Below are 18,360 nucleotides of genomic sequence, written 5' to 3' on the forward strand. Positions count from 1 at the left end.
GTCGGCGAGAGATCACGTGGTGACCGGAAGATTAGTTTCCGGTAGGACAACCCGTTTATAAACGATCAAGTAGGAAACTGTCGCAAGCAGATACACACCGACTGTCGGCAGTGGCGGCCAGTTCAAAATAAAAATCGCGAACGCTACCCAGAATCCGGCTAATAGAATCCCACATAGTGAGACGACATGTAATCCCTCCTGTGACTGAACTTGAATGTCGCTCCCTGTCAGCAGCCGGACGCTGAGCATCGCCACAGTAAGTGTCGCCCAGGTCAAGACTGGGAGCCCGAACACGGTCCATATATTGACCGGTAACTGTGGAGACTCACTGAGCAGTATTGGCCACCCGACTATCCCGAGTGCCACCCAGCCAATGCTCCGAAAGAGCTCTTCGCGGAAGATTGAACGGACGCGTGGGTGGTTAAGGAATTCGCGGAGGGGATGCGTCGAAGTAGTCTTGTCGGCTGTCAGCGCTTGTTTTCCTTCCGGCGATAGCGGCCACTCCGACTCAGGGTGGTTGAGATAATACAAGGTTAGTGAATCAGCGAACGACTCCGTCGTGACGACTCCGTTTTCCTCGAGTTCTGTTAACCGGTTCCGGAGCGTCACCTTAGAGACGTCTGGCTTGATCTGCTGTTGGATTTGCTGGAGCGAAAAGAACGGCCGATCTGCTCGATACATCGTTTCGACGACGTGGCGGCGGGTGAGTTTGGTGTTTACCCGCTTGTCCTGAGGCAGCTTTTCTGTTATCCAAGGTGGGAGGGCCATGTGTTATCAGTCAGTCACGCACAACATCTTATCGAGTCAAATTGTATGTTTTGCTCTGTTGGGGCCACAGGGCGGTGCGGTGCTGTTTCAGCAATTGAAACTGCTTCGGAGACCCTGAGACTGGCCCGAAGCGTCAGGTAGTCGCTGTCGAGCCCCTGTCCGTCGGGTGAACGTACCAGTACCAGAGGGAAGTCACGGCCGCGACCGCGACGTAACTGAGCGTGATCCACTGAGCGGAGTAACCACCTCTTGTGACGAGATACACCGCGGCGACACCCCCGAGCATGATCCCGAGGGCGAGGCTCACGGATATTCCGCCTGTCGTCTGGACACAAAGATCCGATTCGGTCACGCTCCGGACTCCGATAGCACTTGCCGTCAACACGGCCCAAGTGATCACGGGAAGTCCGAAGACCGTCAGGGGTGTCGGGTTGAGCCAACTGACTTCCATCGTCACTAGCGGCCAGCCGACGAGTCCGGCTCCGAACCAGACGATACTTCGTAACAGTTCCGTGCGTACGATTTCGCGTAGTTGTGGCGTCATGTCCACACACCCGCCTAGCGTAGCAACCGGTAAAGCAGCGCCGAGAATCTTGCGTTCACAGAGGCGGACTTTCCGGGCACAAAGGAGAGTTTGTACCCGGAAAGTAGAGGTATTGCGCCACGGACCGTCGCGCTAGGCGGTCACTAGCCGGTCGGATTAAGCTCGGTGTGAGATATAGGAGACAGCGAAGCCCCCCGGCCAATTTCGACCTGTCTTTAACGCGACATTGGTAAAACTAATTATGGCCAAGAATTTTGTCGTTCTATTTTGAAAAATGTATTCGTATTCTAATATCCCCTTTGGGCACGAGTAACGGCTTCGTGGCAGAGCCAGAGATCGACAGTCCACAAAGCTTAGATCCTCAACCACCCGAATCAACGGGAGTAACATAGTGATCAGGGGGATCCCATGATATCAGCAGAGGGAACACGTCACTCTGTATGCTTAGACCGGTACTTCTCGTCGGGTCTGTATTATCAGCTCTTGGTTACAGGGAGAACCAGCGCACAGATACTACAGAAGACGATGGTGCGCGTATTTCAGTATTCAATCCCAGTGAGGCACGGGTTCTACGAGCAACCCGAACTCAGCATCTGTGAGCACTGGCGCGAAAGAGCCCTCGACAGGCTGTTGTCGGGAACAGAACACTCAATTCGACGATTGAGAGGTCATTTAGGAGCTAGTTCCGGAAATCACGCTGCTTGTCGCCCCCTCGGTACAGATATTTCAGTGCTACCTGTGGCAACTCAGTAACAATAGCGTTGAGAGCCATGTACTTACAACAGACACTCTATCCGATCGGACTGGCCAGTACCAACATTGCGATAGGCTGGCTGCTTTATTATTCATCTGAGCCGATCCTCGGAGGGCTGCTCGTCGTGGTTGGGGCCTTTGTCATCCTCACTTCAATTGGGAGTACTCTCAGTCGATATAAATCCGTACTCAGTGATCAACACTGACTCGAGCAACAATGGCTTACTACTATTATATCCGCTACCGGTTAGGTACATGAATGCCCTCCACAGCATCTGTTCAAAAGTCACGAGACAGAACTGTGATTGATCCTGAGGGGTCTGTGTTCCACGCCCAGGGTACGCGCAGCGGGTCGCTTTGTCACCACATCCGTAGATGAGCTCAGCAGCCACAACTCACAATACGGGGGATAGTCGCCTCCCGGATCCCGAACTATCGGCCCTCCTTGTGGCGAATCTGGTTCCGGTTGTCGGGATTGTTGTGTTCAACCTATCGGTTTTAGAACTGCTGACCTTATATTGGCTTGAGTTCGGTGTTGTCTGTTTTTGGGCGGTTGTTCGAGCGACGTTTGCCGGGCGGCCAATGGAACGGAATGGGGATCCAATCCTGTTGGGGGCGATTGCCACAAAAAAGACCTCTATTTCAGTCCCGCTGATCGGTGCTAACGTCCGACTACTGACGATTCCGACACTTTTGTTCGTGGTACCGATCCTCATCGGACTGTGGCTATTCGTCGGGGCATTAGTTGTCGGCCCCGTAGCAAATGTGAATCCGGATGCCAACATCTCGTCGTGGCTTATCGCTGGTGCGTTTGGAATTTTCATCGCAGCAGGATGGCGAACAGCCACTACGTACTTTCGAGATGGTGATTACCAAGATCACAACGTCGCAACCGCTCTTCAGAGTGTCGTCACGGAAGGCGCAACAGTACTCCTCGCGAGCATCATCGCGCTGCTCACCGCAGCTCTGGTTGTCTCTAACGGCGGGGGTGGAGAGACCTCTCGTGCGGTTGAACGGGTTGCGACGGGACCACTCGTCGCAGTGGTAGTCTCAATTAGGCTCCTCACCGATCTCGCAGAATACTACTACGATGGCCGTCTCGGTGCGGGATTGTGGTCACTTGTCGGTCGTGGAGACGCATACAGTCCCCCGGAGCGTGAGACAATTGAGACAACGCTATCAGGAAATCCCACAGTTTTGCGGCCGTCGCTGTCGGGACGGCTACTGCCTACGGCCTCACATTTCCGGACACACCCTGGACTATGGTTGCTGACACCACTCGCCTTTCTCGCCGCATCACTTGCTGTATTTGATGGTGCTACCCAAATAGCGGGTGGCATCATGCTTCTTGGGACCGGCGTCCCGCTTGGTCTCATCCATCTCGACTACTGGATCCGGTACGCTGGTGTTGAATACCGGCTAGATTCGGACACCATTGTTGCGACTGATACCCTGTTTCAAACCCCTCTTTGGCGGTACGAATCGCTAGCTGATCATGAGGTCCGAATCGAACGTGACGCCGTCGACAGGTGGTTAGACACCTCGACGGTACTTGTTGACCGCGGTGACAGACCGACCAAGCTACCACGACTCGAAGATACCACCCCAATCACGGACTCTCTTGTCGACGTGAGTACCGCTGACAGTGACGCTGGTGTCAATTGGAATGCGAATACAGACGAGCCAGACACCATGGTGGAAGTTAGTATCGAACTGCTGCGGTTAGACAGTACAGCACCCCGTATGTCGCTTGTGTCGATGACTCTGTTCGGAGTCGTCTCACTGATTGCGTTGGTGATAGCTGCTCAGTTTGAAGGCGGCGCAGCAGCGGGTGTCTTCGTATTTCTGTTCACTGTGATTCCGCTCGTCGGACTTATAATCTACCAGATCAGCAATAACTAATGCTGTTGGCCCTCCAGTGTTAGGCTGCGGTTCCACCAATTTGGGACACTAACCTCTATTGGTGGTGTGTCGGTACTAGATACATCTACTTGACGAATGATAGTACTGGTGGACGGGGTGGAGGGCCGTCCTTCCAGCGGAGGGTGATCAATGAAGCGTCGCGGGGGGGTAGGTGAGCCTCCCATCCGTTGGGGGGGAGGTGAGCGATGGGAGAGGCCCAGCGACCGGATATTTGTTCAAGACCGCCTCCGGCCGGCGGCTACCTGTATCTAATACTGGGAATAGTATCAAGCCCGTAGCAGCGTTTCATCGGGAGAAACACGGCGCAGTTGGGCCTAAATGAGATTGTTGAGTGTTAGGCCATGCTCTCCGTTGAGCTAGTGGCATCGTTATACTGGTAGCCACCGAATCCGAGAAGCGGGTAGAAGACGAATGAAATAAACGTGAGTCCGAGGCCGAACAGAATCCCCTTATTGAATTTGCCAGCGACATCGATACTAACTTTCAGCGTGGCGAAGAAATTGATCACTGGGACGAAGAACAGAGCAAACCAATACCATGCGTTTCCGCTCACCTTGACTAAGACGTAGAGATTGTATATCGGAATAATCGCAGCCCAGCCCGGTTTCCCAGCTTTCTCAAATACTTTCCACAATCCGGCAAAAATCAAAATAATGAGTCCTAGTGTAACGAACAATTCAATATTGGTACTACTGGCTCCTTGTATCGAAACTGATGAACTCAACGCTGATCGCATCAGTCAATGAATTCTTCCATATTAATAAAAATCCAAGTCACCGTTTCACACTCTGAATTACGACCATTGGAATAGTTATCATACCGAACCCAAACTTCCAGAACACATATGTTCGTAGCTTTCGACTGAGGAAGTAATGTCCGCGCTTCAGTCTGCCCTCCTCAATTGGAATCCGAGTCGGATCATAACTGCCGTCATAGCTGGCACTGCAGTCTTTCTTGCGTCCCAAGTTACTGATGGAGTTCTCTTGGAGCTTGGCGTGGCAGTTCTCTTAGCAATGGTACTCCATATTCCATGGTGGTTGTACAACCGTCATACCACCCAGTCTGTAGATGGGTGACAGACTCGCGCCCTGTATTTAACAGCCCGTTTGTACCAACTGCTAAGAATTTCAACAGAGCCGAGAGGTTGAAATGGTGAACACAGAATTAAAAACAAGCAACTGGATCTACCACATAGCACTATTGCCAACTGACGGACTAGGCACCGTCGTGGTGATTAATAGACATGATAGATGATATCTTAGAGTTCATTTTTGAACTATTGCTGGAGTTGGTCCCAAACGCGGTATGGAAGGTTCTGCTGAGTGTGGTCGGGATCGCGGTGACGGTAGTCGGAGCGACAAAAATTACAGAGTCAACACGAATAGGGGCCGCATTAATTGCCGTCGGTACATTCCTATTTATAGGCTCTCTCTTCTCGTTGTACCGATCGAGCTAATTCTTTTTTTATTACGACGCCGTCACGAGCACGAACCCGACGACACCGATGAGGAACACGATGAGTGTGAACACGAAGCCGGTCAGTTTCACTCGACGGCCATAGGCGTTGAGTTCGTCTCGGGAGTACATGATTGTAACGAGGCGAGACGGATGTCGGAACGGACTCGGTGGCCGTGGGTCTGGAATACGTTCACGCAGTCGTCTGTATTCGGTAAATGACCAAATGCCATAGAGTGTGAGCCCAAAGACAAATCCTAAACCCGATAGAAGCGCCGCAAGGAACGCGAATCCGACTGGATCAGCCACACTGACCTGTATTGATGACTCCTCTGAGTTCAACAGAAGTACCACTATAGTCACGAGAGAAACGAAAAACACAGCTGGTGTAAACAACATGAGACGCTTACTAACTCGAGACAGTGTGTCTCGATTAAACCCGAACACCGTGTCATATCGAGTTGGCTCGCGCCCAGTTGTTTGACTGATCCCTACATTTTGGCCAGGATTACGCGCCCCAATCGCATGAAGTGCTGTCAAGAGCGCCAGAAGACTCCCAAAACCAATGAATCTGAATGGAGCAAATACCGTTTGTCGCTTGAGAAACGCTCCACTAGGGTTGTCGGGGGTAACGTAGGCTGTCGCTGTCTCATTCGGCTCATATGGCTCAATACTACGTTGAGCGTCACTCCGGACGGTGTATATCGGCCGCGTTGAGCCTGGGAACACCTGTTTGCTCGTATATTCACGCCCCTGATATTCGTAGGTGTGCTCAACTGAGATGCGGTAGTAGAAGCGACGCCCATCAGATCTGCTGATATCGGTGCCAACAACAGTTGTTTCGACAGCGACAGCATCGTCAACAGCGTCCGACTGCTGGACGTAGTCATATCCTCCATACCCAGCGATGCCGAGTCCGAGAATGAGCGCGAGAAGGATCAGCGGCGTAACCGTGACAGCCACCCCACGGAGAGTAAACTGCATTTCACCTGAATGTTTTTATTGGAACCAATAAGCCTGAACGGAGTGTTTCAACAGCAGCAACAGCAGTCAGCGTAATTCAAGATGGAGCCCCCGACCTCAAGGAGCGACCGAAGAGAGTGAGTAGGTCGGGAAGGGAACCGACATGATTCCGTCATTACCACGTTCTACACGTGGCTAACTCTCCTCCAAAAACAGTATTGTCATAAAGACTTAGCGTAACATCTGAATTACGGAAGGAGGTACGTCGTACGGTCCCCGTCAAACTCGACGTGGCCGACAGCGACGCCGCCCTCCTCCACGAAACCATCTCCGAGTTCCTGTGGGCCGCCAACTACGTCGTTGACCACGCCTGGCAAGGTGAGTACAAGACGACGAGCAAAGCCCAACTCCAGCGTGAAACCTACGACGACGTGCGGGCCAAAACGAGGCTCCAAGCGAATCTCGTCCAGAACGCTCGCAATAAGGCCGCCGACGCCGTCCAGAGCGTTGTCGCACGCTGGAAACAGGGTGACTACGCGGGAAAGCCGCACTTCTCCGCCCCGACGCTCGTCTACGACAAGCGATGTGCGACGTTCAACGACGACCACGCGACGCTCTCGACCGTTGCGGGACGTATCACCGCCAGATATGTTCTCCCCGACGGGGATCGCGAGACGCCTCATTCAGAGTTTCTGTTCAACGACGACTACGACGTGACGGGCGCAGAACTACACTACCGCGACGACGAGTTCCACCTTCACGCCCGCACAAAGGCGGACGCGGAGTTCGAGACTGCCGATGACGGTAACGACGGGCACAACACAGTCCTCGGCGTTGACCTCGGCATCGAAAACGTCGCCGTCACCTCCACGGGCACGTTCTGGAACGGGGCAGAGCTGAACCACTGGCACCGCGAGTTTGAAAAGCGGCGCGGGTCGTTCCAACGATGTGGAACCCGGGCCGCCCACGAACCCATCCAGTCGGTTGGACGTACCGAGACGGGGCGCTATGACCACTTCTTACACACCGTCTCGAAAGAACTCGTCGCGGAAGCCGTCGAACACGACTGTGACGTGATCGCGTTCGAGAACCTGACTGGGATTCGTGACCGAATGCCGAACGCCAAGACATTCCACGTATGGGCCTCCCGCCGGCTGTGCGCGTATGTGGAGTACAAAGCCGAAATGGTCGGTATCTCGGTCGAACAGGTGAGTCCCGCGTACACGAGCCAGCGGTGTTCCAAGTGCGGGTTCACTCACGAGGATAACCGCCCCGCCTCGAACGAACCGGACGTGTTTGAGTGTCTCAAGTGCGGATACTCACCCCACGCCGACTACAACGCGGCAAAGAACATCGGCCTGAAGCATCTCCGCTCGGGGCAAACGTCGTCGGGCGGAGGCGCACCCGTAAACGTGCGCTTGAATCGTGGGAGATTGAACGTGAACGGGGATTACGAGCCTGCCAGCGATGGCCAGAACGGGAGTCCACGCGAAAGCCCTACCCTCAACGAAGCGAACGGCAGCGCCGTGAGCGAGTTGGGTAGGGTAGTTCACAGCCGGCTATACCACTCGACATATCTGTGTTTCCGGGCCAGTAACGGGTATGATGAAATTATGGATGAATCGCTTGAACAACCAGCGTGAGTGAGCGCAATGACATCAGTAACTGCCCAGCGGTTCAACGCTGTTCCATCTAAAAATCCGAAAGCGAATCCCCTCCACCAATGCTGCTCTCATTAGGACCCTCACTTGCCGTTGATCTCGTTGCCGTAGGCCTCCTGGCGTGGGTAACGTGGCAAACTGCGAAGGATCGGTCCCCCCCAAATGCGGTCCCCTTTGCGCTCATGAGCGGCAGTCTGTTACTATGGGCACTGCTCTCGCTGATCTCTGAATTTCCGAACGCATGGGGGGTCGGATCGAATTTGGCTGCTATCGCGCAGGTTGTCCTGGTCGTGTTTCTCCCCGCGATATGGCTGGTCTATGTCCTTGGGTATATCGGCCGAGAGACAGGCTTTACTTCCCTCCGAGGGGGCTTGTTTGTTCTCCTTGCGCTCCCGCTGATTGGGGCAGCAGCCACGTTCGAGGGTGACCCAACGCGGGAGGAGATCCGTCGCTCACTCGCGTCACTCGTCGGTACTGAACTGTTATTATTGTTCATAATTTACGCCTACGCGGCGTTTCTCTTCCTCAGGTACGGCTGGAACCACGGCCGTGTTTCAAGAACACAGGTTGGGATCCAGCTAGGAGCAATCTCAGCACCATACATTATCGGGGGCTGGCTTGACGGGAGTTTGATCATCGACGGAGTCACTGGCGGGTTGTTAGTTTCGGGAGTGTTACTTACCGTTGCGATTCAACGCTATCCGGTATTGACGGGGTTCCCGAAAGCAGATTATGTCGCGCGGTCACGCGTCGTCGAATCGCTCCAGGAGGCGGTTGTCGTTGTCGACTGGGAAGCAAATATCCTCGATGCCAACGTGACAGCTGAAGGCTTGTTTGGGTGGGCGACACGAGACGTGATCGGGACACCAGTCAGCGCGGCCGTAGACGGATTCGATGTGACAAATCTATCAGCTGGTACAACTGAGGTTGTCTCGCTCCAAACGACAAAGGGCCGACGTCAGTTTCAGTACACGGTCTCCGACGTCGAACGCGACACGAGTGACAGCGACGGGGAGCCCGTGGCGCGGACAATTGTCTTCCGGGACGTGACCGATCAGCGAACCCGTGAACAGCGGCTCTCAGTACTCAATCGCGTGCTTCGACACAACGCCCGGAACAAACTCGACGTGATCTTAGCACATGCGGATCACGTAGAAGACGACACGCACCGGACAGCGATTCAAAATAGTGCCAGCGAGCTTGCCTCGGTCAGCCGGAAAGCACGAGAGGCTGAAGCAGTTATGACCGATAGCGTTAGCGCCCCGTCAACGGTCGATATTGCTGCGGTCGCCCACGAAGTCGCCGCAACGGCCCGTGATGATTACCCGGATAGCAGCATCTCAGTCACTGCTCCGGAGCGGCTACAATTGACCTCCTATCGAACTGTTGTGCGACGGCTTATGACAGAACTCGTCGAGAACGCTATTGTTCACTCAGACGACCCCGCACGAGTCGATATCGAGGTCGAAACGACAGCTGATGATATCCCACAGCTCCGCATCGCAGACAATGGTCCTGGGATCCCGGACCGAGAGCGAGACTTGTTGACCGAATCGAGCGAAACACAACTTGAGCACGGACTGGGTGTCGGACTCTGGTTCGTCAATTGGGCCGTAAGCCAACTGGGCGCTGAACTTGAGTTCCAGTCTACTGGTACCACAGGCACTACCGTAGTCGTTCGTTTTTATCGGAACAGAGAGTCGATGCCGCAAGACTCAGACGGCAGCCATAATCGGTGACAGGCGTATTGATGCTGGAGCCTTAGCCGACCGCGGCTTTATTTGAACTTTCAGAAGGTAGTATATTGTACTGGGTCCTAGTTTGTGTAGAACCCTTCAGAATCGCTCAGTAAAGGGTACTTACAGACCAGATTCGGACTATACCCCTCCTAATGCTGTCAAGAACGTCTTGCGAGATACAGAGGGTGAATTCAGTAGGATAACCCCACGTGGCTTAGCGTATCGGCAGTAATCTAACAATCAGCCTCACTACTGTGAATTCAAAAGTCGACCTTCCATTACCCAATGATGTACTCCGGAGCGAGGAAGATAATGGCGAGAAGACAGACAAATACGAGAATGGCTGTGAGACGCAATAGACCAGCCGCCCGTCGTCGAGTTTTTGGAAGAGATTCAGCAGTTCCGGACAGCGCAGCTCCGACGATAAAAAATAGCATCCACGGGACTCCTCCAGCCTCGCCGACACTCCAACCATACACGAATATACACAAGAAGGCGAGCGACGCGCCAAACTGGATGAGTGAATTGGGGCGACCTTGTGGCTCGTTAAACAGAACGTTGCTGATGTAGGGGACCATAGTTGATACGTACCTGCTAAAGATACAAAATAATGACTTAGTATGATCCCAGTGGAACGTGTTCTGTGCTACGCGATTCCACCGCAGGAACCGAGAGGTAAATACTGCGAGATTCGCGCGCTGTATCTCGCACGACGATCCGAATGTCTCCCTGAATTAGTAGAACTCCCGGTGTTCAATGCGCAGGCACATTTCTCCGGGTGATTCAGATCTGAATTCACAAAATAAATGTTGTGGCAAATCTTCTGTCTCCCTATTTTACCTCACTAAACATACGTTCAACGGCATTGCGATTCCCATGTGTAACGTGCTGGAGTCGAAGCCTGTGACGATGACAGGGCGCGTGTAACCACAGCGCGCCGTCGACCAGAAAGATTGCGTCGTCGATATAATCTGTGCGTTGCTGAGCTTCGTCCGGAGACGGTCGGTCCACAACCGCTTTGATACTGAAGCCACCCAACACAGTACGGTGATTCAACTCGATCCGCTGGGGCTGTTCAGGGTCGGTATTCCAGCGGTGAGTGGCGGTGTCGCCGGGGCAGTGGGGGTGACGGCGCACCGACGACTCCGGCAGGGGGATGCCCGCACCGGGCTCGCTAGGCCGTTCGTCGTCCTCGCCGGGGTGGTGTCGCTCCTCGGGGTCGGATACGCCGGGCTACACGCAGTGACGCCACTCGAGAACCTGCCACTGGGGTCCGCAGTCCTACTTCTGGCGGTTCCATGGATGACGTTTGCAGCACGATACATCGGGATCGGGCGGTACATCACACCTAGACGAGTACTCGCGGTGACGCTGGCCGTGGCTATCCTCGTCGGTGTGAACCTTTTGGGACGACTGATACAGGAGGGGTGGATCACGACCTCGCTGGTGGGTACTGAGGCGCTCCAGACGCTCGAAACGGCACAGTCGGTGGCCACACTGGTACTCCTGACCCTCGTGTTCGCACTGATCGGGGGAGTTGTCGTCGCGACGTATCGACACGACCGACTGTCGACGGTACAGAGTCTCCTCGTCGTAATACCGATCGCCGGATTCATCTTTACCGTTCAGACGACCCGTCCTACGACGCCGCTGTTGAACGACGTGCTGATCGGGAGTACGTTTCTCGTGGTCGCCGCCAGCCTCACGCTGGGGATCTTTCGCTATGATGTCATGACGCGCGTCCCCGCGACCCGGAGACTGGGTGAGCGGGCGGCACTGACAGAGACCGACGAGGCGATTTTCGTCCTTGACGACCGGGCACGGGTGGTCCGAGTCAACGAACCGGCCGAACAAATGTTCGGCGGCGCACAGACGCTGGCCGATGTCACGGATCACTCGGTGACATCCCTGACCGAACTCAATACTATCACCTGCCGGACGACGACGGGCCACAGACAGTTCGAACCGAGCGTCTCGCCGCTTGTCGACGAGTACGGGGAGACGTTCGGTTACACCGTCATGTTGATCGACGTGACGAACCGCGAAATCAGGCGACAGCGGCTGGCGGTACTCAACCGCATCCTCCGTCACAACGTCAGGAACGAACTGGACGTGATACGGGCGCACGCGGAGGAGGCCGACCTCGCCCCGGCCGTCGACGGCGCGGACAGACTGAGCGCACTGAGCGCGGAGGCACGGCGGGTCCAAGATCTCATGGAGCGGTCCGCGGCCGATCGAACCGAAGTCAGCTTACGTCCGCTTCTCGAAGATGTTGTCGCCGACGCAACGGCTGGTGTAAACGCCGACGTGACCCTCACTGCCCCCGACGTGACGGTAAACATCGACCCGGAACGGTGCCGATACGTGATCGATCACCTCGTCGAGAACGCAGTCGAACACAACGACGGGGAGTCCCCACGCGTCGTGGTTCGTGTAGAACGGACCGGGGCGGACGTCCGTCTTGTCGTCGCGGACGATGGTCCAGGGATACCAGAGTCAGAGCGGGCAGTGATCGAGGGGGGCGTCGAGACCCCCTTCGAACACGCCAGTAGCTTGGGCCTCTGGGGGACCAACTGGGCCGTCCAGAGCATGGGCGGGTCACTCTCCTTCGATGAGAGTGATCTCGGCGGGACAGCCGTTGAGGTTGTCCTCAGAGACGTGGCAGTCTCCGACGTGTGACAATGAAAAGAGAGCATTCGGGTGAGGTGTATCAAGCGTCGTAGCAGCCTGGGCCACCTGGACCACGGTGCCCGTCTCTCTTATCGAGATACCTATACGAGGCCGACAAACGTTCCGTTCTTGGCACATAGCCCACACTCTGCGCTTACAGAGTGGGGCTGCTATCCCTAGCAACTCAAATTGACAACGACTGGATCACGATATATCATCTGCTGAATGGTTTTTAACAGAGCCAGCATTTTTAGTTACTAGGTGTCTGAAAGACGACTTGATGTATTCAGCCCTCCGACAGAACACTCGGACATTCGGACGACGCATACAGCGGGTATCGCTACTTCGTCTGTCATACCGCTCTCGGTGGTGTGAGAAGATGCGTCTACAGTCAGCTGAACCCCGCAGCAACGTCCGACATTCTCCTCATTGTACGCGGCCTCGTGGTGATTGACAGTATGAACGACGATTCAGGTGTGAATGTTAAGGGTCCCGATAGCCTCAAGGGTGCTTTATTGTACATCCTCATTGGGATTGCTATCGCCAGCTACGGAGGATACGATTACGTTCAACAGACGGAGGCAGTCCGAGAATCAGTCGAGGTTGATGCGACTATCACCGAACTCGATATCGAGGCTGATAGCGGAACGTCATCAAATCCGGGCGCCGATTTCGATCCGGTGGTTGAGTTTGAGTACACGTATAACGGAAATGAATATACTGGGACAAAAATATACCCCGCAGATCTTGAACAGAACTACGAGACGCAATCGGGCGCCGAATCAGCCATTGAGGAGTACGAACAGGGGGCACAGACAACCGCATATGTTTCTCCCGACGAGCCGGGAGATGCGTTTTTGAAAAATCAAACGTCGAACGCACCGATCATTGCGATTGTACTCGGTGGACTATTCACCCTCTTCGCCGCGGTTTCCGCCGTAAGGAAATTCTAGCACGCTGGAACTGCGCTGAGGGTAATCCGTGGGGGTGGAGCAGAATATATTCGTTGTTGATCAGGAATAGTATGCTTTAAACCTAGGAACATTCTCTGTTTCTGAGCCAGAGAGTACAGGTAACACCTATACAATTGCCGGATGCTGGCTGAACTATGGACAGAAGCTCGAAGAGCCAGTTGTTGGTCTCCGGGGGAAGTCTTCTACTAGTATTCCAACTAATCGTGTTTCAAGGGGCGTTCAACATCGTCGAAAGCTCTGGAGTTTCAGGTAGGCTGAGGGGTGTTCTCAGTGGTGGATTATTACTCATCGCCACGATCTGTGTCGGTAGCGGAGCATATCTTCGGTATTAGCGTACGCTAGTTACACAGGGTCTACACTGAGCGCTTGAGCGTCGACCGATTTTTGTGAAATGATACCATACACACAGTTGCTGATGCCCTCCGCAGATTACGGGGACGAACCTCCTTTGAGGGCCGGAGGGACAGGGGGCATCAGCCTTTTGTACGCTGGTAGTACGCCTTTGGTGGAAAACATTTTGCCGTATGTATTTCAGCTACGACCGCTAATTGTCGGCATGTGTATGCCCTCCATCTTCAACCAACTGGACGATCACCCGGTCTCACTTGTGGCCGGATTTGTGACCGTCGCCGGAGTGTATGTACTCACTCCGGCAGTGTGGTACACGGCGTTGATCGCGGGAATGATCGTGTCTGGCGTTCTTGAATTTGCGATCAAGGAGGTACCGCCTGACACCGACGAGTACGACCCGGAACAGTACCCGCTGTGGGCAGCCGCGGATTCGGGTGATGTTCCAACCGACGGCCGCAACACCGACTCTACGGATGATGCGTTGTCAACACTCCAAGAACGATATGTCAGCGGTGAGCTCAACGATGCGGAATTTGAAGACAAAGTTGAACGACTACTTGAGTCCGACAGAGATGACGCGCAATCGCATCTGGAAGAAGATTCTGTCACGGAAAAGTTGGAAAAGTAACTGTAGACGGCTCCCGTAACTTAGTTCTACAGAGAAAACAAGGCGAGTGCCTCGGGGCTTGACCCCGAGGCGGTTCACACTTCCTCCCTGCGTTGGTTGATGAACACGCGCCCGACGGATGTGCTTCCGAACCTGAAACACGTCTCGGAGCATTATCACCGAGCGCACGTCTTCTGAAACGATGCCCTCCAAACGGACGTTCGCGAGGCGCTTAGGTGCGCTCGTGGCAACCGGGCTCGGTGTTAATAGGCCCATTGGAGCACTGACTTCAGAACCCCCGCCCGCTGGAACGCTCGCAATCAACGGATCCGGTGAAACGGGAGCGGCGACAGGTAGCTCGGCCAAACACAGCCCTGCGCGGCAACTCCACTCAGCGGTTGCTAACGGGGCGTACAAGCCGGCCGCAGTTACATCACGGGGAGTTGACACCGTGGTTACTGCGCGGTTTAACCCGAGCCTGGTAACGATGACGGGGGTCCCACAGGGGGTTGCGGCCCCGATCCGTGACCTCCTCTCTCGGTACGACAGTGTATCGCTTGACCGACTCCAACAGGTGGCTGGCGGAACCGCACTCACGACAGACGGCCCTGAGGGCTGTGGTGTCATCGTCGGTGACATCGACGCACGGACACTCCGTCGAGAACTCACTCGAGACGCCGATCTCATCCGAGAGCCGGCCACCAAGGCCGGCTTTACCCGGTTCAAGTCGAAACGCACCACCACGACGCTTGGTGTCCGCGCGGACGAAGTTGTCATCGGGCACGCTTCATCGATTAGCAGTGCGGTGGTCCACCGCGACGCTGGTATCAGCGGTCACGACACGGAGCACTCACGGACAGACACAGACTACGGATCGCTCCCGTCACGGCTCCACGGAGACGCGACGGTCTGTGTCGACTTGGGGACAGAGACGCGGGAGTATCTGCGACGCACCCTCTCGGACGCACCGAAAGCGCTCCGGACGGCGGTTGATGCGGCAGCCGCAGTTGGCGTCGCTTGTAGTGTGACCCCAGACGGCTCAGGGCCTTCGAAGTCTCTGTCAGCCACGCCCCCGACAAGCCAGCATGACACTGCCGATACTCCGATGACGACGTTTCGGTACGGCGCAGTAGCCGATCCGAAACGGCTCGACAGAGAGACGGCAGAGGCGATTGCGCGCGCCGCACGCGAGGGAGAATCCTCGTTTAGTGACGCAACCGTCTCTAGACACGGGCGTACAGTAATACTAGAAACTGCCGCCGACGGCGATATATTTGCGCCACATGCCGAACTGGCGGGGGTGACCGTCGGCGACGTCGAGTCGCTGTCAGACTCATGAGTTCCAACATTGCGTCCACTCTCGACACACGGCATCGGTTGCCGTATGACCCCAACGCAGCTACAGCGGTACTCTATTACCGCACAATCAGTTCGACGATGCAAGACCGACAAAACCTCCAAATACGACCGCGAGACCGAGCGAGGACAGGGCAATGAGTTCTGAGAAGGGCCCCACAGAATCTCCAGATGAATCGACGCCGGATACGGACACACGAACCGAGCGCCACTCGCCGACAACTTCCGACCGTGTTCCGCCACGCTCCGAGTCGGGATCGGTTGTCGACCGGCTGACCACTCGACACGCCGTTGGTGTCGCAGTGATACTGGCGCTTGCTGCGGGGCTGTTCGTCGCTCCCAGCGTGTACGGCGCCGTAACCGGTCCCGACGGCACCGTCGCTGTGATCGAAATCGACGGAGCGATAGACTCGTCGACAGCACAGCACGTCGAAGACAACCTCCGAGACGCCCGCATGAACGACTCCATCCAGGCGGTCGTCTTGGAAGTTGACAGCGGTGGCGGCCTGCCTGCACAGAGCGAACGGATGTACGCTGCGGTCGACCGTACTGCCTCGGTGATGCCGGTATACGCCGCAGTAGATACGCTCGGAGCGTCCGGCGCGTATCTCGCGATTGCGCCTGCCGATCGCATCTACGTAGCCCCGTCCGCGCAGGCGGTCGGTAGCGTCGGTGTTGCGGGGGCCGCGCCGGCTCCAAACGGGCCAAGTGCGGGTACGACCGGCCCTGACAAACGAGGTAGCGATCCGGACACACAACGCGAGCGGCGACAAACGCTCGCCAACCTCTTCATCGAGAACGTGATCGAACAGCGCGGCGAAGAGATCGAGCTTGACCGAGAAGCGATCGCGCACGCCGATGCTTATCTCGGAACCGAAGCCGTTGCCAACGGATTCGCGGACCGATTTGGCTTTGTCGATGGAGCAGTCGCTGATGCCGCAACTGAAGCCGGTATTGACGACTACGCGGTCGACACGCGTCGTACCGAGAATCGCGTTCCGGGGGGCATTCCGCTCTTACAACAGGACGACAGTACTGTCGTCGTTGTCGACGACTCTGAAAGCGATCTCAACGACGATCTTATCCTCGCGGTGGCACCGCAAACATGGGACGAGACTGTCGGCGAGGAAATAGTCATGACAAGCTACACTGGACGACTGCCCACGGACCAACTCAGTAGTGAGACGAACGCCGACGACGCCCGCACGCAACACGACGATACCGGCGCGACGAACGGAGGTGAGCCCGCATGAGCGTTAATCTCCGAACGGCAATCGGCGCATTCGCGCTCATATTCCTGGCTGTTGTCGGCGTCGCCGCAGCCGGGGGTGTCCTCTTAGATACGGCCCCACCGGATACGGAGCCTGTTACAGACGACCACTGGCGGCTCGACTCCGTCGAACCGGAAACCGTCAGCGAGGGCGGTGACATCGAAATGGAGAGCGGCGAGCCGTCGAACACGGTCGTCGTCCACCTCGGAAGCAGTACGACTGGCGCCGGTGGCGGGCTGCCCGTGCTTCCGATTGAGGACGGTAATGCCCCCACGGAGGCAGATATTGGGACGCTCGGTGGCGCCCGGCGTGGCGTCACACCGCTTACCTCGACACTCATCGAGAACGGCCACGAGGTTCGGTTCTACGGCGGAATCAGAAGCGGTGAGCGGCTCCAGTCGCTGCTCGCTGATGCGGACGCGTTCGTGACGACCGCCCCCGGCGCACTCTCGGGACCAGATGCTGATGCCGTCAACTCGTTCGTTGAGGCGGGCGGCCGAACCCTCGTCGCGAGTGACCCAGGCAACGCCGGGGCATTGACCGACTTCGGATCCCCGTTCGGCGTCTACGGCGACGCCGGCTACGTGTACGACATGGAGCACAACGACGCGGGCTACCTCAGCGTCCTCGTACAGCCGCCCGAGTCGACGCCGCTTACTGAGGGGGTTGAGCAGGTCGTCCTTCGTGGCGCGGCGTCCGTTGGCTCTGCTGACGATTCAGCAACGCTCACCACGGCGGAGACATCGCGTCTTTCGACCACTCGGGAGTCTGGCTCATACACGGTCGCAGTACGGAGCGAGTCTCTCGCAGTAGTTGGAGACTCGAGTTTCTTCGCGCCCGAAAACGCCCGTCGCGCCGATAACGGCGTCTTCATCGGGAACCTCGCTGACTTCCTCGTGAGCGGTGACGCGCCTGACGTGTCGTTCGGACCGCCGACCGGACCGGGCGGCGGGACTCCACCGGGTGGGGGTATGCCGCCCGGTGGCCCGACGCCGCCCGAGCCGCCTGAGCCGCCAGAGAACGCGACGGCTTAGCATCGGTTCATCAGCCGCTGCGTGGATTTTTGCTCTAATATTCCATAGGGCTAACTGCCGGTGCTATTCGTGTGTTCAGGGGAAACCAACGGGTTAGTCACAGTTCTGGAGACGATACAGAGTCAGCCATCTGCCCCCTAAAACGAGACTAACTCTCAACTCTCAGTAGCTCTTCGCCGCGCACACCAGCCGATCAAAAATAGCCTTCAACGACACTAACCACTCCGTTTCCAGTTTCGATCTTGGCACACTCATTCGGGTCGCTGCCGAGAAGACAGTCTGCGCGGTCAC

14 protein-coding genes and 1 pseudogene are annotated in these 18,360 nt (G+C 56.0%); 10 read left to right on the forward strand and 5 right to left on the reverse strand.

Going from position 1 to position 18,360, the window contains the following annotated elements; translation table 11 throughout:
• Nucleotides 1-12: 12 nt before the first annotated feature.
• Nucleotides 13-768, reverse strand: a complete 756-nt coding sequence (locus EO776_RS17380; RefSeq protein WP_129452612.1) for a hypothetical protein — start codon at nt 766-768, stop codon at nt 13-15.
• A 133-nt stretch (nt 769-901) separates the two neighbouring features.
• Nucleotides 902-1,318, reverse strand: a complete 417-nt coding sequence (locus EO776_RS17385; RefSeq protein ID WP_199237905.1) for a hypothetical protein — start codon at nt 1,316-1,318, stop codon at nt 902-904.
• 1,122 nt (nt 1,319-2,440) lie between these two features.
• On the opposite strand from EO776_RS17385, the gene EO776_RS17390 reads away from it, so the two are divergent.
• The gene (locus EO776_RS17390; RefSeq protein WP_129452613.1) at nt 2,441-3,967 is read left to right on the forward strand and encodes a DUF6498-containing protein; all 1,527 of its coding nucleotides are present in this window, start codon (nt 2,441-2,443) and stop codon (nt 3,965-3,967) included.
• Between the two features lie 355 nt (nt 3,968-4,322).
• On the opposite strand, the gene EO776_RS17395 is transcribed toward EO776_RS17390, so the two are convergent.
• Complete coding sequence (locus tag EO776_RS17395) at nt 4,323-4,724, reverse strand: DUF5684 domain-containing protein (protein ID WP_049933027.1); 402 nt, start codon at nt 4,722-4,724, stop codon at nt 4,323-4,325.
• Nucleotides 4,725-5,455: 731 nt separating this feature from the next.
• Entirely contained in the window at nt 5,456-6,427 is a 972-nt protein-coding gene (locus tag EO776_RS17405) for a DUF3592 domain-containing protein (RefSeq protein ID WP_094519698.1), read from the reverse strand.
• Between the two features lie 269 nt (nt 6,428-6,696).
• Between EO776_RS17405 and EO776_RS17410 the strand changes: the two genes are divergently transcribed.
• Nucleotides 6,697-8,049, forward strand: a complete 1,353-nt coding sequence (locus tag EO776_RS17410; RefSeq protein ID WP_246041526.1) for an RNA-guided endonuclease InsQ/TnpB family protein — start codon at nt 6,697-6,699, stop codon at nt 8,047-8,049.
• Between the two features lie 80 nt (nt 8,050-8,129).
• Complete coding sequence (locus EO776_RS17415; protein ID WP_129452614.1) at nt 8,130-9,806, forward strand: ATP-binding protein; 1,677 nt, start codon at nt 8,130-8,132, stop codon at nt 9,804-9,806.
• An 834-nt stretch (nt 9,807-10,640) separates the two neighbouring features.
• Here EO776_RS17415 and EO776_RS17425 read toward each other — a convergent pair.
• Nucleotides 10,641-10,772: pseudogene (locus EO776_RS17425) on the reverse strand (IS6 family transposase); the annotation flags it as partial.
• A gap of 81 nt (nt 10,773-10,853) precedes the next feature.
• Between EO776_RS17425 and EO776_RS17430 the strand changes: the two are divergent.
• The 7 genes from EO776_RS17430 to EO776_RS17460 all read left to right on the forward strand — a co-directional run bounded on the left by EO776_RS17430 (nt 10,854) and on the right by EO776_RS17460 (nt 18,069).
• Complete coding sequence (locus EO776_RS17430) at nt 10,854-12,485, forward strand: ATP-binding protein (protein ID WP_129452615.1); 1,632 nt, start codon at nt 10,854-10,856, stop codon at nt 12,483-12,485.
• Nucleotides 12,486-12,934: 449 nt separating this feature from the next.
• Nucleotides 12,935-13,429, forward strand: coding sequence for a DUF3592 domain-containing protein (locus tag EO776_RS17435; RefSeq protein WP_094495406.1), 495 nt, complete (start codon nt 12,935-12,937; stop codon nt 13,427-13,429).
• 155 nt (nt 13,430-13,584) lie between these two features.
• Nucleotides 13,585-13,782: a hypothetical protein gene (locus EO776_RS17440; protein WP_080508721.1), complete on the forward strand. Its 198-nt coding sequence runs from the start codon at nt 13,585-13,587 to the stop codon at nt 13,780-13,782.
• 230 nt (nt 13,783-14,012) lie between these two features.
• Nucleotides 14,013-14,429, forward strand: coding sequence for an SHOCT domain-containing protein (locus tag EO776_RS17445; RefSeq protein ID WP_176450692.1), 417 nt, complete (start codon nt 14,013-14,015; stop codon nt 14,427-14,429).
• 466 nt (nt 14,430-14,895) lie between these two features.
• Nucleotides 14,896-15,747, forward strand: coding sequence for a hypothetical protein (locus EO776_RS17450; protein ID WP_321169413.1), 852 nt, complete (start codon nt 14,896-14,898; stop codon nt 15,745-15,747).
• 154 nt (nt 15,748-15,901) lie between these two features.
• Nucleotides 15,902-17,017, forward strand: coding sequence for a S49 family peptidase (locus EO776_RS17455; protein WP_080508719.1), 1,116 nt, complete (start codon nt 15,902-15,904; stop codon nt 17,015-17,017).
• A complete protein-coding gene (locus EO776_RS17460; RefSeq protein WP_089309444.1) occupies nt 17,014-18,069 on the forward strand; it encodes a DUF4350 domain-containing protein in 1,056 nt (351 codons plus the stop codon). The genes EO776_RS17455 and EO776_RS17460 overlap by 4 nt, the downstream gene beginning before the upstream one ends.
• Nucleotides 18,070-18,360 lie beyond the last annotated feature (291 nt).

The organism is Halorubrum ezzemoulense, from assembly GCF_004126515.1.
Lineage (GTDB): Archaea > Halobacteriota > Halobacteria > Halobacteriales > Haloferacaceae > Halorubrum > Halorubrum ezzemoulense.

Coding starts and splice junctions, on each gene's coding strand:
- EO776_RS17455 (WP_080508719.1), top strand. CDS start 15,902: ATGAGTTCTGAGAAGGGCCCCACAGAATCTCCAGATGAATCGACGCCG.
- EO776_RS17415 (WP_129452614.1), top strand. CDS start 8,130: ATGCTGCTCTCATTAGGACCCTCACTTGCCGTTGATCTCGTTGCCGTA.
- EO776_RS17450 (WP_321169413.1), top strand. CDS start 14,896: ATGACGGGGGTCCCACAGGGGGTTGCGGCCCCGATCCGTGACCTCCTC.
- EO776_RS17405 (WP_094519698.1), bottom strand. CDS start 6,427: ATGCAGTTTACTCTCCGTGGGGTGGCTGTCACGGTTACGCCGCTGATC.
- EO776_RS17435 (WP_094495406.1), top strand. CDS start 12,935: ATGAACGACGATTCAGGTGTGAATGTTAAGGGTCCCGATAGCCTCAAG.
- EO776_RS17390 (WP_129452613.1), top strand. CDS start 2,441: ATGAGCTCAGCAGCCACAACTCACAATACGGGGGATAGTCGCCTCCCG.
- EO776_RS17395 (WP_049933027.1), bottom strand. CDS start 4,724: ATGCGATCAGCGTTGAGTTCATCAGTTTCGATACAAGGAGCCAGTAGT.
- EO776_RS17380 (WP_129452612.1), bottom strand. CDS start 768: ATGGCCCTCCCACCTTGGATAACAGAAAAGCTGCCTCAGGACAAGCGG.
- EO776_RS17440 (WP_080508721.1), top strand. CDS start 13,585: ATGGACAGAAGCTCGAAGAGCCAGTTGTTGGTCTCCGGGGGAAGTCTT.
- EO776_RS17445 (WP_176450692.1), top strand. CDS start 14,013: ATGCCCTCCATCTTCAACCAACTGGACGATCACCCGGTCTCACTTGTG.
- EO776_RS17460 (WP_089309444.1), top strand. CDS start 17,014: ATGAGCGTTAATCTCCGAACGGCAATCGGCGCATTCGCGCTCATATTC.